Source organism: Streptomyces sp. NPDC007983 (assembly GCF_042958345.1).
Taxonomy (GTDB): domain Bacteria; phylum Actinomycetota; class Actinomycetes; order Streptomycetales; family Streptomycetaceae; genus Streptomyces.
The window spans coordinates 419,297-441,490 of sequence record NZ_JBIBJI010000008.1; the positions used below are offsets into that span (position 1 = coordinate 419,297).

A 22,194-nucleotide genomic window follows, 5' to 3' on the forward strand; every position below is an offset into this window, starting at 1 on the left:
TACGAACACAGCCTGCTCGCGACACTACTGCTGCCCCGCACGCCAGAGGGCACCCTTGTGATCCAGTTCGCACCTCGGGCATGGTGCCCAGGGGGACCGAACGGCGTTCCCCGGAAAGTCCGCAGGCCGCTCCGAGGAGGACCACCGTGAGTGCCCCGTCGTCCGCGCCCCACCAGGCCCCGCCGTACCCCCGGCAGCGCGCCAACTACGTCGATCCCCCGCCCGCACTCGTCACCGGCCCCGCCGTCAGCCCGCTCCGGTTCGTCGGCGGCAGTACGGGATGGCTGGTCACCGGATACCACGAGGCCCGCGAGGTGCTGCGGGACCCGCGCTTCAGCGCCGAGCGGTGGCGCGGTGACGACACGGTGCGGCCCATCTCGCAGACCGTCCGGGAGAACCACGGCAACGGTCCGGGGTCGTTTCTGGCCATGGACGCTCCCGAACACAGTCACTATCGCGGGTTACTCACCCGCTACTTCACGGTACGGCGGATGCGCGCCCTCGAACCCCGGATCGACGGCATCGTCACCGATTGCCTCGACGCCCTGGAGGCGGCGGGAAAACCGGCCGACCTGGTGGAACACTTCGCGCTGCCGGTCCCCTCGCTGGTGATCTGCGAAATGCTCGGCGTGCCCTACGCGGAGCGCGCGACATTCCAGCGGGCCAGCGCGCAGATCCTGGTCCAGGACCAGACCGGCGGCCAGTTCGACCAGGGGATGCGTACGATCACCCGATTCCTCGGCGAACTGACCGCCGACAAGCGGCGCGCCCCCCAGGACGATCTGATCTCGTATCTCACCTCCGTCGGCGAGCTGTCCGACGTCGAGATCGTCAACATGGCGGCGCTGCTGCTGATCGCCGGGCACGAGACCACCACCAACATGCTCAGCCTCGGCACCTTCACCCTGCTGCAGAACCCCGAGCAGATGCGGCGGCTGCGCGAGGACGACGCGCTGGTGCCCGGCGCGGTCGAGGAGCTGCTGCGCTACCTGAGCATCGTCAACGCCTTCCCGGTCCGTATCGCGCTGGAGGACGTCGAGGTCGGTGGCGTCACCATCGCGGCGGGCCAGAGCGTGGCGGTGTCCGTCCCGGCCGCGAACCGGGACCCCGCACTCGTGGACGAGCCCCACACGCTCGACGTCGCCCGCCCCCGCAGCAGCCACCTCGCGTTCGGATACGGCATCCACCAGTGCCTCGGCCAGAACCTGGCCCGGATCGAGCTGGCGGCGGGCTACCGCGGACTGCTCGGCCGGTTCCCGGACCTCGCGCTCGCGGTGGCGCCGGAGGAGGTGCCGATGCGCAGCGACATGGTCATCTACGGTGCCCATGAACTGCCCGTCACCTGGTGAGCACCTGGTGCCCGGGCGCGCTTGACAATGTTCTTGCCGTACCGGCACATAGGGCCCATGGCGGATCATGACATTCCCGAGGTGCTGAACGCGGTCGGCCCGCGGCTGCGGGCGCTGCGGCGGGACCGCGGGGCCACCCTGGCCCAGCTGAGCGAGACCACCGGGATCTCGCTCTCCACCCTCTCGCGGCTGGAGTCGGGGCAGCGCAAGCCCACGTTGGAGCTGCTGCTGCCCCTGGCCAAGGCCCACGGCGTCCAGCTGGACGAGCTGGTCGGCGCGCCGCCCACCGGCGACCCCCGCATCTACCCGCGCCCCTTCACCCGGCACGGGCAGACGTTCGTGCCGCTGACGCGCTATCTCGGCGGGCTGCACGCCTACAAGCAGATCCTGCCCGGCCGGGCGTCGGACACCGACGTCCGGCCTTCGCAGTCGGTGCACGAGGGCTACGAATGGCTGTACGTGCTCTCGGGCAAACTGCGCCTCGCCCTCGGCGAGCACGATCTGACGCTCACCGCGGGCGAGGCGGCCGAGTTCGACACCCGTACGCCCCACGGCTTCGCCAGCGCGAGCGCACAGCCCGTCGAATTCCTCAGCCTCTTCGGCGCCCAGGGCGAGCGCATGCATGTGCGCGCCCGCCCGTCCGGCGACTGACCCCTTCCGAGGTCACCCGGCGTAGACGTCCTCCACGAAGCGGCCCTCGGCCATCAGGCCGTCCAGCCAGCGCTGTGCCGCCGCGTCGTCGGCGCCGGGGGTGTGGGCCACGTACACCGACCGGAAGGCCTCCCGCACGCCGGGGGCCATCCGGGCGCCGTCGCCGCACACGTACACCTCGGCGCCCTCCGCCAGCAGCCGCCAGATCTCGTCGGCGTCGGCGGCGATGCGGTGCTGGACGAAGCGATGGCCGTCGACGGGAGCGCGGCTGAACGCCGGGCGCATGGACACGGCACCGGCGGCCTCGGCGGCGCGCAGCTCCGCGGCGTGCAGATAGTCGGCGTCCGGTGCGTCACAGCCGAAGTAGCACAGCGCGGGGGCGAGCGGGGTCCCGGACTCCACGAGCGCCCGCCGGTCGGCGATGGTGCCGCGGAAGGGGGCGAGTCCGGTACCGGCGGACACCATGATGACCGGCCGGTCCGGCGTGTGGCCGACGCGGAACGCGTCACGGCAGGGCTGCACCCGGGCGAGCACGGTGTCCCCGGGCCGCACCGCGTTCAGATGGCCGGAGCCGGTGCCCTGGAAACCGCTCGCCTCGTCGCGCAGCAGCGACACCATCAGATCGACGTGGCGCGGCGAGACGGCGGGGGAGGAGGAGATCGAGTAGTGGCGCGGCCGCAGCGGCGGCAGCAGCTCCAGCAGCACCGGCCAGGTCAGCGTCTCGCGCAGCGCCGGGTTGGCCTCGATCAGATCCAGCAGGGTGCGCTCCCCGGGGGCCTGCGCGGCGAGCGCCGCCTTCTCCGGCGGGCACGGGTTCAGCTCGGCGAGCAGGGCCAGCTGCTCGGCGTCCGGACGGTGGTTCAGCTCCACGTGGTGCGTCAGCAGCTCCCGCACGCCGACCGGCCGGTCCACCGCCAGACCGCCACGGCGGGCCGGGCGGGCGGGCACGATGCTGAGCACCGTCTCCGGATCGGCGTGGAGCAACTTGGCGGCCCGCGTGACCAGCGCGGGGTCGTTGGCCGGGAGCACGGTGAGATGGTCGGCGGTGCGGTACGCGACCCCCTCGGGCAGGGCCAGCCGGACGAACCGCTTGACCCGCGGGTACGACGGATCGCTGAGGCTGCCGGTCTCGGTGACCTCCATCGCCACCATCCCGTGCTGCCGCGCCAGACCGTCCAGCGGCCCGCCGGTGACCTCGGTGACGGTGTACGCCGGGCCGTCGTCCACGGCGTCGCCCGGGGCCGCGCCCACGGTGGCCGGGTCGCCGTGGCGCTCCAGCAGCGCGGTGCGCAGCCGTGCGGTGAAGTCCCGCACGGTGCCGCTCAGATCACCCGAGGCGTCGGCCGCGGCCCGGTCGATGAGCCGGGTTGCGCCGAGGGCGGCCAGCCGCTCGTCGATCAGGGTCGGCACGCGCTGGTAGGTGGCGGCCCAGTTGCGGTCGCCGACGCCGAGCACCGCGTAGCTCACGCCGTCCGCCGCGCCCGGTTCGGCCGTCTCCAGCCAGGCCAGGAAGGCGGCGGCGTCATCGGTGGGCTGCCCGTTGTACGAGGCGGCGGTGATGACCACCGGGCGGTCGGTGGGCAGCCCGCCTGCGTAGGCGTCGAGCGGGGCGACCTGGGTGGCGCAGCCCAGCCCGTCGGCGTCGGCGGCCAGGTCCTCGGCGAAGGAGCGGCAGGTGCCGAAGTTGGTTCCGTACAGCAGCAGCGCACCGGTGTCCTGGCGGACCCGGGTGGGCAGCGAGGCGTCCCGTACGGGCGCGCTTGTCGCCACCGCGTCGGCCACCGCCACCGCCCGCTCGCGCGGGGTGCGGGGGACGAGCCGCAGGGTGAGGCCCTCGGGCTTGAGGGTGAGCGACTCCTTGATGTGCAGCCGGTAGTCCGCGTGGTCGATCAGCCGGTAGCGGTGCACCAGCATCGCCAGCAGCATGGTGGCCTCGTGCAGCGCGAACTGCCGCCCGATGCAGGCCCGTTCACCGGTGCCGAACGGCTTGTACGCGTGCACCGGACGCGCCGCCTCGGCCTCCGGGTCGAAGCGCGAGGGGTCGAACAGCTCCGGGTTGTCGCCCCACACCGCGGCGCGGTGCAGCATCGGGGTGAGCACGATGGCGGGCTGCCCGGCCCGCATCGGAACGCGCCCGCTGAGCATCGTGTCCGCGCGCGCCTGCCGGGAGAAGGCGGCCGCGGTCGGCCACAGCCGCAGCGCCTCGTTCAGCACCTGTCGGGTGTAGCGCAACAGCCCCACCTGCTCGAACGTCGGCTCCGGGTCCCCGTCGGCGCCGAACAGCGCGTCCGCCTCCCGCTGCACCCGGCGCAGTTCGCCCGGGTTCTTGGCGAGGTAGTGCAGGGCGAAGGACAGCGCGCCCGAGGTGGTCTCATGACCCGCGATCAGGAAGGTGATCACCTGGTTGCGGATGTTGGCGTGGTCCAGCGGGGTGCCGTCGGACGGATGCGTGGCACTGAGCATCAGCCCCAGCAGATCGTCCGTGTCCGTCTCGCCCGCGGCGACCCGGGCCTGGATCACCTCGTCGACGACGGAGGCGAGATAGGCCGTATCGGCGCGGAACGCCTCGTCCTGCTCGCTGTAGTCCACGTCCGGGCGCCGCGCCACCTTGCGCATGCTCCACTCCAGGCAGCGCACCATGGCCTGCACGAAGGGATGCGGTTGCGCGCGCTCGAACGAGCCGAAGTCGTAGCCGAACCCGGCCAGTCCGATGGTGTCCAGCGTCATCCGCGTCATGTCGTCGGTCACCGCGACCGGCTCGCCGCTCGCCGCGCGGGCGTCCCAGGCGTCGATCACCCGCCGCGCCACCTGGAGCATCACCGGGTGGTACGTGCGCATCGAGCCGAGCGCGAAGGCGGGCATCAGGATGTCATGCGCCTTCGCCCAGTTCGGCTCGTCGTTGTACGCGGTGAACAGCCCGTCGTGGGTGAACTCCCGGACGTTCTCCAGCGACTGGTTGACGTACTTGGCGAACCGCTCGTCGTCACAGAGTTCCGCGACCATTTCGGGATCGCTGACGAACAGGATGTCGGTCCCGTGCAGCCGGCGCCGCACCACCGGGCCATGGCGCCGGGTCAGCTCCATGGCCTGCTGGATCGGGGTGTTGCTCGTCTGCTCGGAGACGTCGATGAGCGGGACGCCGTCGGCGGCGCCGCCCTCGGCGGTCTCGGCCGGAAGGAGGGGGGTTTCTGTCATGACGATGCGATGCCTTCCATGCGGGGGATGTCTCCAGCCTCGCCCCGGTGGACCACGCGGTTCGCACGTCGCACTACATGATTTTGTAGTGCCGGACGGTGCGACGGACTTGCGCACGCACCGTCCGTGGTGTCAAGAGGCGGTACCGACGAGAGCGAGGCCCGGCATGAACGACGACGAGGTGCTGGAAGAGGTGAGGAGGATCCTCGGCGGGGAGGACTGGGTGGTCTGGCGCAACCGATCCCTGCTGCTCTTCGACCGGGTCCCGGTGCCGTGCGCGGTGTGCCGCACGGACGGCGGGATCCTGATGGCCAATCCGGCGATGGCGGCCGAATGGGGCGCCGCCCCCGGGCAGCTGGCGGGGCGCAATGTGCTGGAGCTGTTCCACCCCAACGCGGCCGGCCAGGTGTATCGCATCGTGGAGGCGGTCCGGCTCGGCCGCCGCTCCCGCTATCCGATCGAGGTGCGGTGGCAGTCGCCGGACGGGACGCGGCGGTACGGCGAACTGACCGCCGACACCGTGAGCGACACCGACAGCCCGATGTGGCTGCTGGTGCTGCTGCGGGTGCTCGGCGAGGAACCCCGGCCGCAGGCCCACGGCGCGGTGGACACCGCGCCGGGCGAGTCGGAGCGGCCCGGCCCCGTCGAGGCCCGGATCCTGGCGCTCGCCGCGGGCGGCCACACCACCGCGCAGATGGCCCGGCAGACCGGCCTCACCGTGGACGGCGTCAACTACCACCTCACCCGGCTCTCCCGGCGCTGGGGCGTCGGCAACCGCGCGGAGCTGGTGGCCCGGGCGTATGTGCTCGGCGTACTGGCCCCGGGCGTCTGGCCGCCGGAACCTTCCTGACGGCCACTCGCCGGACGCTGACGGCGGCTCAGCCCCGTATCGTCACGCCGTGGCGGGTACGCAGCCGCCGCAGCTCCCACAGCGACAGCGCGGTCACCGACAGCGGCCCGCCGAACGCGGCACACAGCTGGGCGGGCAGCGGCCCGTTGGGCATCCCGTCCGACAGCAGGTTGAAGCCCGCGATCAGCCACACCAGCACCCCGGTGAGCACGGGCGGCAGCGCGGCGTGCACATAGGCGGTGTTGAAGGCGCTGCGCGCGACGTACGCGGAGGCCAGGAAGAAGAACACCAGCGCCCACGGCAGCCCCGCCATCAGCGAGAGGCCGACCACCCACAGCGTCCAGCCGTGCAGTCCGTGCAGCAGCGTCGTCTGACCCGCCACATAGACGAAGACACCGAAGGCCACCAGGATCAGCACATACCAGCCCACCGTCTTGAGCGGGCCGCGCAGCCGGGAGCGCAGCTCCGGGCGCCGGTGCGCGGGCGCGTACCAGATGAAGCCGAACACGACCAGCGGCCCGGTGAGCAGGAGCAGGAGCGGGGTCGCGAAGAGATTGCCGACACCGTCGGTCGCCGCACCGCTCCAGCCGCCGTCCGCCCCGTACGCATAGACGAGCGCCAGCGTCGCGAGGATGCCGAGGACGGAGCGGGTGAACTGGACCTTGTCGACGAGCTGGTCACGGACCCGCCCGCCGCCCTCCTGGTCGAACAGCCGCTTCGCCACCCGGTTCGCCGAGCGGACCAGCGGGATGAGCGGGGAGAACAGCCACAGCCGGCGGCGCCGGCGCACCGGGACCGGCGGATACGGGCCGGGCGGCCGCGGTGGCACACCGTACGGGGCGGGCGGCGGCGGGCCGTAGTACGGGCTCTGCGGTGGCGGCCCGTAGGGATCGGGTGTGGGCGGTGGCCCCCATGGTGGGGTTCCCTGCCCAGGACTGTTCGGCGGCTGCCATCCCCCCGTAGCCACGTGCACTCCTCCCTCGAACGGTGCCGTGGCGGCGAATTCTAGCCATACGCTGTCGCCGCACCCTGGCCAGGGGTAGTGCCATATGACATGCTACCGGCCATGACCGGTACGAGTTACCGACCCGGCATTCCCCGCCTCCCGGATGTGCTCGTCGTCGGGGCAGGCATCATCGGCGCGGCCTGCGCGTATTACTGCACGTCAGCGGGGCTGCGCGTCACCGTGGTGGAGCGTGGCGCGATCGGCGGCGGAACCACCGGCGCGTGCGAGGGCAACATCCTGGTGTCCGACAAGGAGACCGGCCCCGAACTGGATCTGGCACTGCTCTCCTCCCGGTTATGGCGGGAGATCCGCGACGACCTGGGGGCCGCCGCCGTGGAGTTCCACACCAAGGGCGGTGTGGTGGTGGCCGGTTCGGACGTCACCGCGGCGGGGCTGCGGCAGCTGACCGCGGAGCAGCGCGCGGCCGGGGTGGAGGCGGTGGACGTCGGCCCGGACGAACTGTCCGAGCTGGAGCCGAATCTGACCCGCGAGGTGGCGGGCGGCGCCCACTACCCCCAGGACGCGCAGGTCCAGCCCGTGCTGGCCGCCGCGCATCTGCTGCGCCACGCGCGCGCCCGGGGCGCGACCGTCCACAGCGGTGTCAACGTCACCGGCTTCCTCCGGGACCGGCACGGCGCCGTCACCGGGGTGCGCACCGACGCGGCCGCCCTGCCCGCGCTGCACGCCCGATGGGTCGTCAACGCCGCGGGCACCTGGGCCGGGCAGCTCGCCGGCCTCGCCGGGGCGCCGGTACCGGTGCTGCCCCGCAAGGGGTTCATCCTGGTCACCGAACCGCTGCCACGCGTCGTACGGCACAAGGTGTACACCGCCGAGTACGTGGCCAACGTGGCCAGCGACGACGCCGGTCTGGAGACCTCGGTGGTGGTCGAGGGCACCCGGGCGGGCACCGTCCTGATCGGCGCCAGCCGGGAGCGGGTGGGGTTCGACCGTACGGTGGCGCTGCCGGTGCTGCGGAGGCTGGCGGACCAGGCCATCGGGCTCTTCCCGTTCCTCGCCGATGTCGCGCTGCTCCGCAGCTATCTGGGCTTCCGCCCCTACTGCCCCGACCATCTGCCGGTGATCGGGCCCGACCCGCGCGCCCCGGGCCTCGTCCACGCCTGCGGCCACGAGGGCGCCGGGATCGGCCTCGCCCCCGCCACCGGGCATCTGCTCGCGCAAGCGCTCACCGGCCGGGTGCCGGATCTGCCCCTGACACCGTTTCGCCCGCAGCGATTCGAGGAGGCCGCCGCGTGAACCGGATCCCGTTCACCTTCCGCTTCGACGGCCGGACGATTCAGGCCGAGCCCGGCCAGAGCATCGCGGCCGCGCTCATCGCCGACGGACAGCGCTCCTGGCGCCGCACCCGCGAAGGCGGCCGTCCGCGCGGGATGTTCTGCGGCATCGGCGTGTGCTTCGACTGCCTGGTGACCGTCAACGGGCGCCCCAACCACCGGGCGTGCCTGGTCGAGGCCGCACCCGGGGATGTGGTGGAGACCCAGGAGGGAGCGGGCCGTGCCGACCTCGCCTGCTGAGCCCGCTGAGCCCGCTGAGTCTGCTGGCCCCGCCGAACCGGCGGCCGTTGCGTACGACATCGCGGTGCTCGGCGCCGGGCCCGCCGGGCTGTCCGCGGCGACCGCGGCGGCGGCCCACGGCGCCCGGGTCGCGCTGCTGGACGCGAGCCCCCGCCCCGGCGGCCAGTACTGGCGCCACCGCCCCGCCGACGACGGCGCCGCACACCACGACTGGCCCCTCTTCCAGCGGCTGCGCCGGGCCGCGCACACCCACCGCGCCCGGCTCGACCACCTGCCCGGCCACGCCGTCTGGCACATCGAGCGCACCGCCACCGGTTTCGTCACCCACGCCCTGAGCGACGGCGCACCCCGCGAAGTCCTCAGCCGTACGGTCGTCGTGGCCACCGGCGCCTACGACCGCCAGCTGCCGTTCCCCGGCTGGACCCTGCCGGGTGTCTACACCGCCGGTGGGGCGCAGGCGCTGCTCAAGGGGCACGGCGTCGTCGCGGGCCGCCGCATCGTCGTCGCCGGGACCGGGCCCTTCCTGCTGCCGGTGGCCTCAGGGATGGCCGAGGCGGGGGCCACGGTCCTCGGAGTCTTCGAGGCCGGACGGCCCACCGCCTTCGCCCGCCACCCGATCACCACGCTGCGCGCCACCGCCAAACTCGCCGAGGCCGCCCACTACTTGCGGACGCTGCGGCGCCACCGCGTCCCGTACCGCACCCGCACCACCGTGGTCGAGGCCCACGGGGCCGACAGCGTCACCGGGGCCGTGGTGGCGCGGCTGGACGACCGGTGGCGGATCGTGCCCGGCACCCGGCGGCGGCTGGAGTGCGACACGGTGGCCGTGGGCTACGGCTTCACCCCGCAGACCGAGATCCCGACGCAGCTCGGCTGCGCGATGGACCGCGACGCCGACGGCAGCCTGATCGCCCGCGTGGACACCCGGCAGCGCTCCACCGTGCCCGGGGTCTACGTGGCGGGCGAGGCATGCGGGGTCGGTGGCGCCGGGCTCGCCTGCACCGAGGGGGAACTGGCGGGCCTGCACGCGGCGTACGCCACCACCGGCGCCCGCCCCGACCCGCGCGGGGTCGCCCGGCTGCTGCGGCTCCGGGCCGCCCGGCGCGGCTTCGCCGCCGCGCTGCACGCGGCGTACCCGGTCCGGCCCGGCTGGCGGGAGTGGCTGGCCGGGGACACCGTCGTCTGCCGCTGCGAGGAGGTGACCGCCGGTGCCATCCGACATGCGGTGAGGGAGCTGGGGGCCACCGATCCACGGGCGGTGAAGCTGTGCGCGCGCCCCGGCATGGGCCTGTGCCAGGGCCGGGTGTGCGGCTATGCCACCGCCGCCCTGACCGCCGCCCACGCCGGGCGCGAGGTCACCGAGGAGGACCTGCGCGGGCTGGCGAGCAGGCCCATTGCCCAGCCGGTGCCGCTCGGACTGCTGAGGGATCCGAGGAGCGGAACCATGCCACACCACGACGAGGAGGGCGCATGAACGCACAGGCCAAGTCATGGCACGGGGTGCTCGTCGCGACGGCGTTGCCGCTGCGCGAGGACACGGCCGGAAGGCTCGCGGTCGACTTCGACGGCTACGCCGAACACCTCACCTGGCTCGCGGACGCGGGATGTCACGGCGTCGTCCCCAACGGCTCCCTGGGCGAGTACCAGACCCTGACCGCCGAGGAGCGGGCCCGCGTGGTCACCACCGCGATCGAGGCCGCCCCCGAGGGCTTCACGGTGATGCCCGGAGTGGCGGCCTACGGCGCGGACGAGGCGAGGCGCTGGGCCGAGCAGGCGGCCGAGGCGGGCGCCCCGGCCGTGATGCTGCTGCCGCCCAACGCCTACCGTGCCGACGAGCGCGCGGTGCTGGACCACTACCGGGAGGTGGCCAGGGCCGGGGTGCCGGTCGTGGCGTACAACAACCCCATCGACACCAAGGTCGACCTGGTGCCCGAGCTGCTGGCGGAGCTGTACCACGAGGGGCTGATCGTGGCGGTGAAGGAGTTCACCGGCGATGTCCGCCGCGGCTACCGGATCCATGAGCTGGCCCCCGGGCTCGATGTGCTGTGCGGCAGCGACGACGTGTCCCTGGAACTGGCCGTGGCCGGGTCGCCCGGCTGGATCGCGGGCTACCCCAACGCGTTCCCGCGCGCCTGCGCCGAGCTGTGGCGGGCCGCCACCGCGGGCGACCTGACGTCCGCGCTGCCGCTCTACCGCACCCTGCACCCGCTGTTGCGCTGGGACGCCAGGACCGAGTTCGTCCAGGCGATCAAGCTCAGCATGGACATCGCCGGGCGCTACGGCGGACCCTGCCGCCACCCGCGCGTACCGCTCACCCCCGAACACGCCGACACGGTGCGCAAGGCCACCGAGAAGGCCCTCGCGGAAGGGCTCGTCTGAACCATGCGCAGCGACCGGGTCTTCCACGCCGTGGACTCGCACACCGAAGGGATGCCGACCCGCGTCATCACCGGCGGCGCCGGGGTGATTCCCGGCGCCACCATGTTCGACCGGCGCCGGTACTTCATGGAACACCTCGACCACATCCGCACGTTCCTCATGAACGAGCCGCGCGGCCACTCGGCGATGAGCGGGGCGATCCTCCAGCCGCCAACCCGCCCCGACGCCGACTGGGGCGTGCTCTTCATCGAGACCTCCGGATGTCTGCCGATGTGCGGACACGGCACCATCGGCGTTGCCACCGTCCTGGTGGAAACCGGCATGGTGGCGGTCGAGGAGCCCGTCACCACCATCCGTCTCGACACCCCCGCCGGGCTGGTCGTGGTGGACGTGGCCGTCGAGCGGGGCGCGGCGCGCGGTGTGACGCTGCGCAACGTGCCCGCGTTCACCCTCGCCCTGGACCGCACCGTGAAGACCGTGCCGTACGGCGACATCCGCTACGACATGGCCTTCGGCGGCAACTTCTACGCCATCGTCGACCTGGACGACCTCGGGATCCCCTTCGACCGGGCCCACAAGAACCGCATCATGGAGGCCGGGCTGACCATCATGGCCGCCATCAACGAGCAGGCCCGCCCGGTGCATCCCGGCAACCCCGAGATCAGCGGCTGCCACCATGTGTATCTGGCCGCCCCCGGATCGACCGCCCGGCACTCCCGGCACGCCATGGTCATCCACCCGGGCATGTTCGACCGCTCGCCCTGCGGCACCGGCACCAGCGCCCGCATGGCCCAGCTGCACACCCGCGGACTGCTGCCGCTGCACACCGACTTCCGCAACGAGTCGTATCTCGGTACCCACTTCACCGGCCGCCTGGTCGAGGAGACCACGGTCGGCGGACGGCCCGCGGTGGTGCCCACCGTCACCGGGCGCGCCTGGATCACCGGCACCGCCCAGTATCTGCGCGACCCCGACGACCCGTTCCCCGAAGGCTTCGAGCTGTGAAGAGCCGACCATGAAGACCACCGACGCGGCCGCGATCGCCGCCGCCCTGCCCCCGCACACCGCGATACGGGCCCTCCAGCAGGCGCTGCGGGACGGGCTCGACCCCGAGGCCGACCCGCCCCGCGGCGTGGTGCCGGTGGCCCACGGCCAGCTGCTGCTGATGCCCGCCGAGGGCCGTAGCGCCCGGGGGCGCGGCTACGCGGGCGTCAAGATCGCCACCGTCGCACCGGACAACCCTGGACGCGGGCTTCCCCGGATCCAGGGGCAGTATCTGCTGCTGGAGGCCGAAACCCTCACCCCGCTCGCCCTGCTGGACGGGGTCGCGCTCACCAACCTCCGTACCGCCGCGGTGTCCGCCGCGGCCGCCGACCTGCTCGCCCCGCCGGATGCGTCCCGGCTGGTGCTCTTCGGCGGCGGCCCGCAGGCACACAGCCACCTGGCCGCGCTGCGCGCGATCCGCCCGGTCACCCAGGTCACCGTCGTCGGCCGCACCCCGGAGCGGTCACGCCAACTGGCCGGCGGCTTCCCGGAAACCGCCGGAGTCCGCCTCACGGCCGGGGATCCGGAAGCGGTCGCGGACGCCGATCTGATCGCCTGCTGCACCACGGCCCGCACCCCGCTGTTCGACGGGACCCTGCTGCCGCCGCACGCCACCGTGATGGCCGTGGGCTCGCATGAACCCGGCGCCAGGGAGGTCGACGACCACACCGTCCGCCACGCCACCGTGGTGGTCGAGTCCCGCGCCGCCGCCACCCGGGAGGCGGGCGACCTCGTCCAGGTCATCGACCGCGGTCTGCTCGACCCCGCCCAACTGCTGCCCCTCGCCGACCTGGTACGCGCCGCCCCGGCAGTGGTCCCGGGGCGCCCCCGGCTGTTCAAGAGCGTGGGAATGGCATGGGAAGATCTCGTGATCGCCGGTGCCGTGCATGAGGCCCTTGAGTCCCTACCGGCCGACGAGGGCGACAGATGAAGGAGACCACCGCATGACCGTGGACGACGGGGCCACCACCCGCCTGCCCTCGCTCCGCGGCCGCCGCAGCCTCCGCGAGGAGATCGCCGAAACCCTCCGGGGCGCGGTGATCTCCGGCGAACTGAAGCCCGGCGTCGTGTACTCCGCCCCGAGCCTGGCCGAACACTTCGGGGTGTCCGCCACACCGGTACGCGAGGCCATGCTCGACCTCACCAAGGAGGGGCTGGTCGAGATCGCCCGCAACAAGGGCTTCCGGGTCACCCACCTCTCCGCGGCCGAACTGGACGACATCACCCACCTGCGCGCCCTCATCGAGATCCCGGTGATCCGGCAGATCACCGAGGCGGGCGTCGCCCCCGAGGTCATCGCGCGGCTGCGGCCGCTGGCGGCGGGCATCGAGGACGCCGCGAACCGCCGCGACTTCATCGCCCACGTCACCATCGACATGGAATTCCACCTCACCCTGCTGGAACAGGCCGGGAACAGCAGGCTGGTGGAGATCGTGCGCTCCCTGCGCACCAGCTCCCGGCTCTACGGCCTGCGCACGCTGACCGAAGGCAGCGCGTTGTTCGACTCCTCCCACGAACACGCCGAACTCCTCGACCTCATCGAGGCGGGCGACGCGGACGGCGCCGAGGCCCTGATGCGCCGCCACCTCGGCCACGTCCGCGGTATCTGGGCCGAGAAGCCCCCTGCCCCCGGCCCCGGCCCCGATCCCGGCCCCGACCCCGATCCCGGTCACGACAGCCGCCCGCCCGGGGAGCCGCCCCGGTGAGCGCGTTGCGCGAGGCCGAGGAGACCTACCGGCGAATGGCGTACGACACTTTCGCCCAGGACCTCAAGATGGGGTTCAACCTGGGCTTCTGCCGTACGTTCGCGGTTCCCGAGATCGCCCGGGTGCTCGCCGCCACGGGTCGCATGACCCAGCACACCCGGGTACGCGCCAAGGCCACCGGCGCGATGATGTACGGGCTCTTCGAGCACGGGCTGGACAGCGAGCAGGGCGCCGGGACGATCGCGGCGCTGGACCGCCTCCACGCCCCGTTCGCCATCGGCGACGACGCGTTCCGCTATGTCCTGGCCTGCTTCGACCTCGCCCCGATGAGCTGGTGCGCGGCCCACGCCTGGCGCGCTCCCACCGACGCCGAGCGAACCGCCTCGCACACCTTCTACCTCGGCCTCGCCGACCGCCTGGGCATACCCGAAGTGCCTGCCACCTGGCGGGAGTTCGAGACCTGGATGAGGACTTACGAGCGCGCACACTTCGCCGCCACCCCGCAGGGCCGGGAGCTGTGGCAGGCCACCCGCGGCATGCTGGCCGACCGGGTGCCCCGGGTGCCCCGGGTGCTCGGCCCGCTCGCGGGCGCGGCCGCGGACAGTCTGTTCGACGACCGGGCGCGGGACGCCTTCAGCGCCCGTCGGCCCCCGGCCCTGGTCCGCGGCGCCACCCGGGCCGCGCTGCGGGCGCGGGCGTGGCGCGGGCGGCGGACGCGGGCCCGGGAGGCTCTGTGACTCAGCCCGCGGCCAGGCCGTGGACGATGTCCGCGGTCGCCGGGTACAGCTCGCGGTAGCGGGTGTACAGCTCGTCGTAGCGTGCCGTGGTGGCCGGGTCGGGGTGGCAGCGGGTGGCGGGGGGATTCCAGCGGGCGATGTCGGCGTCTCCGACGGCCGAGGCGGCGAGGAACGCCGAGCCGAGGCTCGCGCCGATGGTGTGCGTGGGGATGTCCTGGGTCAGCCCGGTGATGTCGGAGACGATCTGCGTCCACAGATGGCCCTGGGCGCCACCGCCCACGGCCACCACCCGGTCGATGCGGCCACCCGCGGCGCGGATCGCCTCCACGTTGTGACGGACGCCGAAACCGGTGGCCTCCAGCGCCGCGCGGTAGATATCGCCGCGGGTGTGCGCGAGGGTGAGGCCCGCGAGGACCCCGCGGGCCGCCGGGTCGGCCACGGGGGTGCGTTCCCCGTCGAAGTACGGCAGCATCAGCAGCCCGCGCGCACCCGGGCCCGAGGTCTCCGCCTCGGCCAGCAGTTCGGGGATCGACGGGTCGCCGAACAGCGAGCGCAGCCAGTCGGTGATGGCCCCCGAGGACGCCATGCCGCCGGCCAGGTTGCGGGTTCCCGGGAGCGCCCCGACGGTGCCCCACAGGGCGGGGAAGGTGACGCGCTCCCGGACCGTGTTGATCAGGAACATGGTCGAGCCGTACATCAGCATCAGATCACCGGCGTTGTGCGCGTCGCCGCTGACCGCCTCCGCCCAGGCGTCGATGGTGCCGACCGTCACCGGGGTGCCCGCCGGCAGACCCGTCGCCTCAGCGGCCCGCGGCGACACCCGGCCCGCGGTGTCCCCGGACCAGGCGAGCCGGGGCAGTTCGATACGCCCGGCCAGCCCGTCCGACCAGGGGCGGTACCAGTCGAGGGCACCGGTGTCGTACAGCGGGGTGCACTGGCTGGCCGAGTGGTGGTCCAGTACGTACTCCCCGGTGAGCCGGTGCACCAGCCAGGAGCTGGGCATGAACAGCCGCCGGGCGCGGGCGAAGACGCCGGGCTCGTGCCGCGCGAGCCAGGCGAGCTTGGGGCCGACGGCCTGCGTGGAGAGCACGGAACCGCAGCGGCGCAGGATCTCCTCGCGGCCCAGCTCGTCCTCCAGCGCGCGGATCTGCTCGGTGGCGCGGGTGTCGATGCCGTACAGCAGGGCCGGGCGCAGCGGCACACCGGAGTCGTCCGTGACGGCGACACACGGACCCATCCCGCTGACGCCGACCGCCTCCACCGTCACCTCGGCGGATCCGGCGAGCAGATCCCGGACGAGGGTGATGAACTCCCGCCACCACACCTCCGGGTCCATCTCCACCCAGCCCGGATGCGGCCGGTCCACGGAGTGGCGCACGACGGACTGGCCGAGGACCGTGCCATCGGGCGCCACCAGCACACCCTTGGAGCTGGAGGTCCCGATGTCCACGCCCACCACGGCGCGCCGCGTCGCGTTCGGTGGCGTCATCGCCCGGCCTCGATCGTCACGTCGCCGCACAGGTGCACGGCCACGCCCAGTCGTTCGAAGGCCGCCGCCTTGGCGGTCAGCGCCCGGTCGGCGGTGGTGGCGTCGGGCGCGTACACCACCTGGATGTGGTTGGCCTTGTGACGGGCCATGAACTGGTCGCGGCTCACCCCGTCGAGGACCGCGTGCATGATCGGCCACTCCGGGTTGGTGGCCTTCCGGCGCCGCCGCGTCTCCTCCTCGGGCAGCTCCACCGCCCGGCCGCGGCCGAGGTCCAGCTGCAGCGCGCCGTCGGCGATGTACAGCCGGGACCATACGATCTCGCCGGGCCGGGACACCCCGGACAGGGTGCCGCCACCGGCCGGGAAGTACACCGGGTTCTGCCGCAGGGACACGGCCTCGGCGTAGCCCCCGGCGAGGTGGGAGGCCGGGATGGAACCGGAGATCTCGAAGACCCAGACGAACCGGCCGTCGTAACTCCCGCCCCAGCGGACGTCGTGCAGGGTGGTGGCAGGGTCGAGCCCCATCGCCGTCCAGAGGCGGTTGCTGAGCAGCGCGTCCACCGCCACGCCCTCGTCCACCTCGTTGAAGTGGGGGAGGGGCCGGTCCTCCCACAGCACCCGGGAGCCGTCGCGGCTGCGCACCGGGGGACGCTCGGCGTTGTTCAGCAGCCCCTCGGCGAGGTCGGACGCGGCCACCAGGTCCTTCAGGCCCTGCTGGTACTGGATACCGACCGCGTCGAGACCGAAGTCGTCGCTGATGCGCAGCGCGGCGATGTACATCGCGAACTGCTGGCGCAGCTGTTCGTCGGTCAGCTCGGTGGCCTCGTCCGTACCGGTCTCGAAGCGCATGCCGCGTTCGGTGAGCCACCGGCGTACGGCGGTGGTCTCCGCCTCCGGCACCGTGGCCATCTCGGCGAACAGGGCGCTCTGCGACAGGCGCTCCTTGTAGATGCCGAGCGGGTTGAGGAGTTCGTCGTCGATGATGGCGTTGTACATGCCCATGCAGCCCTCGTCGAAGACCCCGATGATGGCCTTGTCCGCCATCAGCTGGTCGGCGACCGCGTGCCCCAGCTCGCGTTCGGGCGTGGCCGGGAGCGGCGGCAACGGCCGTACGTGCGAGGCGTCATGGGGAACGGTGCCGGTGTCCACCCAGCTCCGCAGGCCCTCCAGGAACCAGTCGTCGGTGAAGTCCTCGCTCCACAGCGTGGAGTACTCCTTGCCCATCTTGGTCAGGCCCGCGTTCACCCCGAGCAGCCCCACCAGGCCCGGCCAGGTGCCGTCGAAGTTGGCCACGGTCAGGATGGGCCCACGGTGGGTGCGCAGCCCGGCCAGCACATGGTGGCTGTACTGCCACACCGCCTCGGCGACCACCAAGGGCGCGTCGGAGGGGATCGAGCGGAAGACGGTCAGCCCCATGCGCTGGCTGTCGATGAAGCCATGGCCCTTGGCCGGATCGACCTCATGCGCCCGGCGCACCGTCCAGCCGAGCTTCCCGAAGGCGTCGCCCAGCGCGGCTTCCATCGCCTCCTGAACGGGCCACCCCGCGGTATTGGCGGAGGGGCGCAGATCGCCGCTGGCCACCAGCCAGACCGTGGCGGGCTCCACGGTCGGCCTCGGCGTACTGACCGGCACGGTGTACGGCATGGCGCCACCCATTCCCTGCGTCCTCGATGGGCACCGCGACGGCCGCCGCGGGTGTCCGCAGGCTCTCAGAAATCGATTTCTCGGGCAAGGGCCGGGGCGCCGGACCGGCTCCGGTGGTGATGCCGCCGCGCCGGGTGGCTACCGTGGGTGAGGTGACACCAACGCCGACGATCAAAACCGTTGCCGAGGCGGCGGGGGTCTCCCCGGCCTCCGTATCCCGGGCCCTCAACGGCAATCCGTCCATCGCGCCGGAGATCGTCGAGCGGGTGATGCGGGCCGCCGACGCGGTCGGATACCGGCCGAACGGGATCGCCCGGAGCCTGCGCACCCGCACCACCAAGGTCATCGCGCTGCTCATCCCCGACATCGGCAACCCGTTCTTCACCGCCGTCGCGCGCGGCGTCACCGACGCCGCCGAGGCGGAGGGCTATACGGTCCTGCTCTGCAACACCGACGAGGACCCCGAGAAGGAGCGCCGCCACCTCGCCGTGGCCGAGCAGGCCCGGGTGGCCGGGGTCGTGCTGTCCCCGCAGGGCCGGGACACCGACATCTCACGGCTGCGCCAGAGCCGTATCCCGGTCGTGGTGATCGACCGCCCGCTGCGCGAGAAGACCGACGCCATCGTGGTGCGCTCCTTCGCGGGCGCACGGGCCGCCACCAGCCATCTCATCGAGCAGGGCTGGTCGCGCCCGGCCTGTGTCACCGGCCCGGCGTCCGCCGACACCGCCCGGGCCCGGCTGCGCGGCTACCGCGCCGCCCTCCGGGAGCACCACGGCATGCCGGAGATCGTCGCGCACGCCGACTTCCGGCAGGACGGTGCGATGCTCGCCGCCCGGGAGCTGCTGGCCCGCGCCGATCCGCCCGACGCGTTCTTCGTCGCCAACGCCCCGATGGCGCTCGGCACGCTGGCCGCGCTCGCCGAACGGAACTTGCGCGTCGGCTCCGACGTCGGCTTCGTCTCCTTCGACGACGCCCCCTGGGCGCCGTACATGACGCCGCCCATCTCGGTGGTCGCCCAGCCCGCCCACCCGCTGGGGGAGCGCTCGGCGCGGCTGCTGCTGGAGGCGCTTCACGCCCCCGCGGAACGGCGCCCGCGCCGCATCACGCTGTCGCCCACCCTCATCGTGCGCGCCAGCTCGCTGCGCCCGCCGCGGAGCTGAGCCGCGGGCGTCAGGGGGTGGGGATCCCGGCGGGGCGGGCCGGGCGGCCGAGCCGGACCGGAACGCCCGGCGAGTACAGCACACTGACCGGGTCCCCGGCCGGGGCGGGCAGTCCGGCCGCGGCGATGAGGTCCTCCTCGCAGGAGACCAGCCGCGCCCGGTGGAGCGGCCACCGGGGGTGATGGTTCGGCAGGTACGCCACCCCGCCGAAGAAGGCGTTGTGCATGCCCCACCGGGCGGTCAGGAAGTTCTCGGGATCGGTCGGCTCCCCGACGCGTTCCCCGGGCCGCAGGGTGATGCGGCAGCGCGCGCCGCGCGGCCCCGGCCACCGCCGTGAGCTGGTGTACGTGAGGGTGTCGCCCTCGGCGCGGACGGCCATCTTCGACCACACGTAGGGCAGCCGGAAGGCGGCCCGCCCCATGACCACCGGCACCAGCCGGGAGGCGTCCAGCGAGCGGAACGCCACCCCGCGCCGCCCGTGCGCGTCCACCGTGTACAGCCGCACATTGGTCTCCGGGAACGTCCCGAGATACGGGACCCCGGGCAGCCGCAGCCAGCCCACCCGATGCATCCGGAACGCCACCAGACCGACATAGGTGACCCCGTCGAGCGTGTCCGGCACCGTCCCGGCCGGCACCAGCCCCGCCACCTCGGACGGGTCCATGGCCCAGTGGAGGAAGGCGAGGTCGAGCCATCCCTGGGTGAGCAGGGGGTTCCGTATGCCCGCGGGGGCGTCGGGGGTGACGGGCTCGGGCGTCGCGACGTGGTACGGCACGGCGCCAGCATCGCATGCCCCGGCGCACCCCTCAGGCCGGAACTAGTGGTTCCGCCAGTTTTGGTCCGGACCAAACCGAGCAGGCGGTGCCCAAGCACGGGCCGCATCGGGCCCACCACACCAAGGAGGTGTCCGTAATGCCCTTACGGACCACACCCCGTCGATTCGCCGGCGCCGCCGTCGCCGTGGCCACCGGACTCGTCTGCGCCCCCTGGGCGCAGTCCGCGTCGGCCGCCGACCCCGCGCCGTCGGCCGCCGCACGCCACTGCGTGGTCGACGCGCGCTCGGGGCAGCAGAGTTGCTTCCGCACGTTCACCGAGGCGATCGAGAGGGCGACCGGCGGCCGGATCGCCGACGCGCCCACCACCACAGGGGCCGCCGCCGCGTCGAAGTCCTTCCGGGCGGAGGCGGCGCAGGCCGACGTCGGAGCGCGGGGGGACGTCATCCTGGGGACGTTCTTCGACGACAAGGACTTCACCGGCGCCTCGCTCACCGTCAGCGGACCCGGGCTGTGCGAGAAGGACGGCTGGGTCAACTGGCAGTACGACCTCGGCGACGACTGGAAGAACCGCGTCTCCTCCGTGCAGCCCTGGGGCAACTGCGCGATCTGGCTCTATCCGGAGCCGAACCTCGGCGGCGACCGCGACGGACCGTTCGACGAGAACGCCCCCGACGTCGGCCAGATGATGAACGACCGCGCCCAGTCGATCGGCTTCAGCTGATCCCTCATCCGTCGCGGTCCCGCACGGACCGCCGAAATCCCCCCACAGGGAGCACCCAACAGTGAGCCGCATCCGCACGTCCCGGACCCGTATCACCCTCGTGCTGGCCGCGATGGCCACCGTGGGCGGCATGGCGCTCGCCGCCCCCGCGCAAGCCGAGGAGACCCCCACCAACCGCGAACTGCTCGACAAGTGCGACAACGGCACCGACTCCTGCGTCTTCCACCCCGACGGCGCGCCCACGGACGCCGTGGGCGAGTCGCACCAGGTGGGCGACAGCGCCTACAACTGCACCCAGGACCTCCAGCGCTCCAGCATCGCCTGGGCCGACACGACCGGGGAGACCAACAGTCTCGGGGTCTCGCTCAGCGCCGAGTACGGCTTCTCGGAGGTCTTCAAGGTGAGCGTCGAGACGTCGTACGGACACACCTGGGAAAGCTCGCACACCGAGACCGACACCACCAATGTGGACGTCCGCCCCGGTGAGGTCGGCTGGGTGACCCGAGCGCCCCGGACGCAGCGCGTGTCAGGAACCTACGAACTGCACTTCGAGGACAAGTTCTACGGCCACTACATCTGGTACGTGCCGTTCGACGCGACCGGCCCCAAGCCGGACGCGCCCAGCACCAAGACCCAGCACACCCGTCCCATGACCGACCAGGAGAAGGCCGAACACTGCGGCTAGGCGGTGCTCCCCGGGCTCGTGACGGCCCCCGGGCCCGGGGTCAGGTCCGGCTCGCCGGTGCGCTGGGCGGGCAGCGGCACCTGGCCCGGCTGGTGGAGGACGACCGTACGCATCGGCAGCGGGATCTCGATGCCCTCGGCCTGGTAGCGCCGGTGCAGCCGCTTCATGAACTCGTGCTTGATCAGGTACTGGTCGCTGAACTCCAGCGCCCCCAGGAAGACCGAGAAGTCGATGCCGGACTCGCCGAACGTGTGAAAGCGGATACTCGGCTCGAAATCGACCACGCCGCCGGAAACATCGGCCATCACCTTCGCGCCCACCTCGGCCGTCACCCGCTCGACATGTTCGAGATCACTCCGGTACGCGACCCGCACCTGCACCATCACCGACATCTCCTGCCCCGGCTGGTGGTAGTTGGTGGTGATCGTGCCCGCCAGCTTGGCGTTGGGGATGATGACGAGGTTGTCGGACAGCTGACGGATCGTGGTGTTACGCCAGTTGATGTCCACGACGTACCCCTCCTCCCCGCTGCTGAGCCGGATGTAGTGACCGGGCTGCACCGTCTTGGACGCCAGGATGTGCACGCCCGCGAACAGGTTGGCCAGGGTGTCCTGCAGGGCCAGCGCGACCGCCAGACCGCCCACGCCCAGCGCGGTGAGCAGCGGCGCGATCGAGATGCCCAGCGTCTGCAGCAGGATCAGCACGCCCATCATCAGCACCGCGATACGGGTGATGTTGACGAAGATCGTGGCCGTGCCCGCGACCCCGGACCGGGACAGCGCCAGCGTCTGCACCAGGCCGGCGACGACCCGCGCCGCCGTGACCGTGGTGGCCAGGATCAGCGCCGCTATCACCACCTGGTTGACGGTGTGACCGAGCGTACGGGTCAGCGGCAGCGCCGCGGCCGCCGACGACACGCCGACCGCCATGGACGCCCAAGGGGCCAGGGTGCGCAGGGTGTCGACGATGATGTCGTCCCCGCTCCACCGCGTCCTGCGGGCCCGCTCGCCCAGCCAGCGCAGCCCCATCCGCAGCAGCACTCCGGCCGCCGCGGCGGCGATGAGCGCGGCGCCGACCACGATGATGTCGTGCAGCGTGAGTGCCCGGTTCACCGCTCACCTCCCGAAGTGGCCGCCGCCCTCGGGGCGGCGGACCGTGTCGTCACCGGCCCGGAGTTCTGTCTGCTGCTCACCTGGTCACCTGTTCGTGCGGAGGATGTGCCGATTCCGTCGCGGCACGTACACACGGCCTCGACGTGACCTGCCATATTG

General features: G+C 72.8%; 20 protein-coding genes. 14 read left to right on the forward strand and 6 right to left on the reverse strand.

Features of this window, described 5'->3' with window-relative positions; translation table 11 throughout:
- The first annotated feature begins 146 nt into the window (after nucleotides 1-146).
- Entirely contained in the window at nucleotides 147-1,349 is a 1,203-nt protein-coding gene (locus ACFZCY_RS26395; RefSeq protein WP_391178121.1) for a cytochrome P450, read from the forward strand.
- Nucleotides 1,350-1,406: 57 nt separating this feature from the next.
- A complete protein-coding gene (locus ACFZCY_RS26400) occupies nucleotides 1,407-2,000 on the forward strand; it encodes a cupin domain-containing protein (protein WP_391178124.1) in 594 nt (197 codons plus the stop codon).
- 12 nt (nucleotides 2,001-2,012) lie between these two features.
- Here the strand turns inward: ACFZCY_RS26400 and ACFZCY_RS26405 are convergent, their stop codons facing one another.
- Nucleotides 2,013-5,195, reverse strand: coding sequence for a cytochrome P450 (locus ACFZCY_RS26405; RefSeq protein WP_391178129.1), 3,183 nt, complete (start codon nucleotides 5,193-5,195; stop codon nucleotides 2,013-2,015).
- A 166-nt stretch (nucleotides 5,196-5,361) separates the two neighbouring features.
- Here ACFZCY_RS26405 and ACFZCY_RS26410 point away from each other — a divergent pair, with 166 nt between their 5' ends.
- Complete coding sequence (locus ACFZCY_RS26410) at nucleotides 5,362-6,045, forward strand: PAS domain-containing protein (protein WP_391178132.1); 684 nt, start codon at nucleotides 5,362-5,364, stop codon at nucleotides 6,043-6,045.
- A 28-nt stretch (nucleotides 6,046-6,073) separates the two neighbouring features.
- Here ACFZCY_RS26410 and ACFZCY_RS26415 read toward each other — a convergent pair whose 3' ends face one another.
- On the reverse strand, nucleotides 6,074-7,012 hold the full coding sequence (locus ACFZCY_RS26415; RefSeq protein WP_391178135.1) for a hypothetical protein: 939 nt from the start codon (nucleotides 7,010-7,012) through the stop codon (nucleotides 6,074-6,076).
- A gap of 99 nt (nucleotides 7,013-7,111) precedes the next feature.
- On the opposite strand from ACFZCY_RS26415, the gene ACFZCY_RS26420 reads away from it, so the two are divergent.
- From ACFZCY_RS26420 to ACFZCY_RS26455, 8 genes are read left to right on the forward strand one after another with little or no spacing between them, the layout of a single operon-like run.
- A complete protein-coding gene (locus ACFZCY_RS26420) occupies nucleotides 7,112-8,305 on the forward strand; it encodes an FAD-dependent oxidoreductase (RefSeq protein ID WP_391178138.1) in 1,194 nt (397 codons plus the stop codon).
- Complete coding sequence (locus ACFZCY_RS26425; RefSeq protein ID WP_391178141.1) at nucleotides 8,302-8,583, forward strand: 2Fe-2S iron-sulfur cluster-binding protein; 282 nt, start codon at nucleotides 8,302-8,304, stop codon at nucleotides 8,581-8,583. Before ACFZCY_RS26420 ends, ACFZCY_RS26425 begins: the two co-directional genes overlap by 4 nt.
- A complete protein-coding gene (locus ACFZCY_RS26430) occupies nucleotides 8,564-10,057 on the forward strand; it encodes an FAD-dependent oxidoreductase (RefSeq protein WP_391178144.1) in 1,494 nt (497 codons plus the stop codon). The genes ACFZCY_RS26425 and ACFZCY_RS26430 overlap by 20 nt, the downstream gene beginning before the upstream one ends.
- Nucleotides 10,054-10,962 (forward strand): dihydrodipicolinate synthase family protein, encoded by a 909-nt coding sequence (locus ACFZCY_RS26435; RefSeq protein WP_391178147.1) that lies wholly within the window; start codon nucleotides 10,054-10,056, stop codon nucleotides 10,960-10,962. Before ACFZCY_RS26430 ends, ACFZCY_RS26435 begins: the two co-directional genes overlap by 4 nt.
- A 3-nt stretch (nucleotides 10,963-10,965) precedes the next feature.
- Nucleotides 10,966-11,967: a proline racemase family protein gene (locus ACFZCY_RS26440; protein WP_391178150.1), complete on the forward strand. Its 1,002-nt coding sequence runs from the start codon at nucleotides 10,966-10,968 to the stop codon at nucleotides 11,965-11,967.
- Between the two features lie 10 nt (nucleotides 11,968-11,977).
- A complete protein-coding gene (locus ACFZCY_RS26445; RefSeq protein ID WP_391178153.1) occupies nucleotides 11,978-12,937 on the forward strand; it encodes an ornithine cyclodeaminase family protein in 960 nt (319 codons plus the stop codon).
- 13 nt (nucleotides 12,938-12,950) lie between these two features.
- Nucleotides 12,951-13,712, forward strand: coding sequence for an FCD domain-containing protein (locus tag ACFZCY_RS26450; RefSeq protein ID WP_391178156.1), 762 nt, complete (start codon nucleotides 12,951-12,953; stop codon nucleotides 13,710-13,712).
- On the forward strand, nucleotides 13,709-14,449 hold the full coding sequence (locus ACFZCY_RS26455) for an oxygenase MpaB family protein (RefSeq protein WP_391178159.1): 741 nt from the start codon (nucleotides 13,709-13,711) through the stop codon (nucleotides 14,447-14,449). Before ACFZCY_RS26450 ends, ACFZCY_RS26455 begins: the two co-directional genes overlap by 4 nt.
- Nucleotide 14,450: 1 nt before the next feature.
- Here ACFZCY_RS26455 and ACFZCY_RS26460 read toward each other — a convergent pair whose 3' ends face one another.
- Together ACFZCY_RS26460 and ACFZCY_RS26465 are read right to left on the reverse strand one after the other, a co-directional pair.
- The gene (locus ACFZCY_RS26460; RefSeq protein ID WP_391178162.1) at nucleotides 14,451-15,938 is read right to left on the reverse strand and encodes an FGGY family carbohydrate kinase; all 1,488 of its coding nucleotides are present in this window, start codon (nucleotides 15,936-15,938) and stop codon (nucleotides 14,451-14,453) included.
- Nucleotides 15,935-17,581 (reverse strand): fucose isomerase, encoded by a 1,647-nt coding sequence (locus ACFZCY_RS26465; protein WP_391178166.1) that lies wholly within the window; start codon nucleotides 17,579-17,581, stop codon nucleotides 15,935-15,937. The genes ACFZCY_RS26460 and ACFZCY_RS26465 overlap by 4 nt, the downstream gene beginning before the upstream one ends.
- Nucleotides 17,582-17,733: 152 nt before the next feature.
- Between ACFZCY_RS26465 and ACFZCY_RS26470 the strand changes: the two genes are divergently transcribed.
- A complete protein-coding gene (locus ACFZCY_RS26470; RefSeq protein WP_391178170.1) occupies nucleotides 17,734-18,741 on the forward strand; it encodes a substrate-binding domain-containing protein in 1,008 nt (335 codons plus the stop codon).
- Between the two features lie 10 nt (nucleotides 18,742-18,751).
- Here ACFZCY_RS26470 and ACFZCY_RS26475 read toward each other — a convergent pair whose 3' ends face one another.
- Nucleotides 18,752-19,516: a DUF2071 domain-containing protein gene (locus ACFZCY_RS26475; protein ID WP_391178174.1), complete on the reverse strand. Its 765-nt coding sequence runs from the start codon at nucleotides 19,514-19,516 to the stop codon at nucleotides 18,752-18,754.
- Between the two features lie 137 nt (nucleotides 19,517-19,653).
- On the opposite strand from ACFZCY_RS26475, the gene ACFZCY_RS26480 reads away from it, so the two are divergent.
- Complete coding sequence (locus ACFZCY_RS26480) at nucleotides 19,654-20,238, forward strand: hypothetical protein (protein ID WP_391178177.1); 585 nt, start codon at nucleotides 19,654-19,656, stop codon at nucleotides 20,236-20,238.
- A gap of 61 nt (nucleotides 20,239-20,299) precedes the next feature.
- Nucleotides 20,300-20,923: a hypothetical protein gene (locus ACFZCY_RS26485; RefSeq protein WP_391178180.1), complete on the forward strand. Its 624-nt coding sequence runs from the start codon at nucleotides 20,300-20,302 to the stop codon at nucleotides 20,921-20,923.
- Here the strand turns inward: ACFZCY_RS26485 and ACFZCY_RS26490 are convergent.
- On the reverse strand, nucleotides 20,920-22,035 hold the full coding sequence (locus ACFZCY_RS26490; RefSeq protein ID WP_391178183.1) for a mechanosensitive ion channel domain-containing protein: 1,116 nt from the start codon (nucleotides 22,033-22,035) through the stop codon (nucleotides 20,920-20,922). The two genes, ACFZCY_RS26485 and ACFZCY_RS26490, sit on opposite strands and share 4 nt — an antisense overlap.
- Nucleotides 22,036-22,194 lie beyond the last annotated feature (159 nt).

What these genes read in the sequence shown, in the direction of transcription:
- ACFZCY_RS26400 (WP_391178124.1), top strand. Translation starts at nt 1,407, where the DNA reads ATGGCGGATCATGACATTCCCGAGGTGCTGAACGCGGTCGGCCCGCGG.
- ACFZCY_RS26405 (WP_391178129.1), bottom strand. Translation starts at nt 5,195, where the DNA reads ATGACAGAAACCCCCCTCCTTCCGGCCGAGACCGCCGAGGGCGGCGCC.
- ACFZCY_RS26410 (WP_391178132.1), top strand. Translation starts at nt 5,362, where the DNA reads ATGAACGACGACGAGGTGCTGGAAGAGGTGAGGAGGATCCTCGGCGGG.
- ACFZCY_RS26420 (WP_391178138.1), top strand. Translation starts at nt 7,112, where the DNA reads ATGACCGGTACGAGTTACCGACCCGGCATTCCCCGCCTCCCGGATGTG.
- ACFZCY_RS26435 (WP_391178147.1), top strand. Translation starts at nt 10,054, where the DNA reads ATGAACGCACAGGCCAAGTCATGGCACGGGGTGCTCGTCGCGACGGCG.
- ACFZCY_RS26440 (WP_391178150.1), top strand. Translation starts at nt 10,966, where the DNA reads ATGCGCAGCGACCGGGTCTTCCACGCCGTGGACTCGCACACCGAAGGG.
- ACFZCY_RS26445 (WP_391178153.1), top strand. Translation starts at nt 11,978, where the DNA reads ATGAAGACCACCGACGCGGCCGCGATCGCCGCCGCCCTGCCCCCGCAC.
- ACFZCY_RS26450 (WP_391178156.1), top strand. Translation starts at nt 12,951, where the DNA reads ATGACCGTGGACGACGGGGCCACCACCCGCCTGCCCTCGCTCCGCGGC.
- ACFZCY_RS26460 (WP_391178162.1), bottom strand. Translation starts at nt 15,938, where the DNA reads ATGACGCCACCGAACGCGACGCGGCGCGCCGTGGTGGGCGTGGACATC.
- ACFZCY_RS26465 (WP_391178166.1), bottom strand. Translation starts at nt 17,581, where the DNA reads ATGCCGTACACCGTGCCGGTCAGTACGCCGAGGCCGACCGTGGAGCCC.
- ACFZCY_RS26480 (WP_391178177.1), top strand. Translation starts at nt 19,654, where the DNA reads ATGCCCTTACGGACCACACCCCGTCGATTCGCCGGCGCCGCCGTCGCC.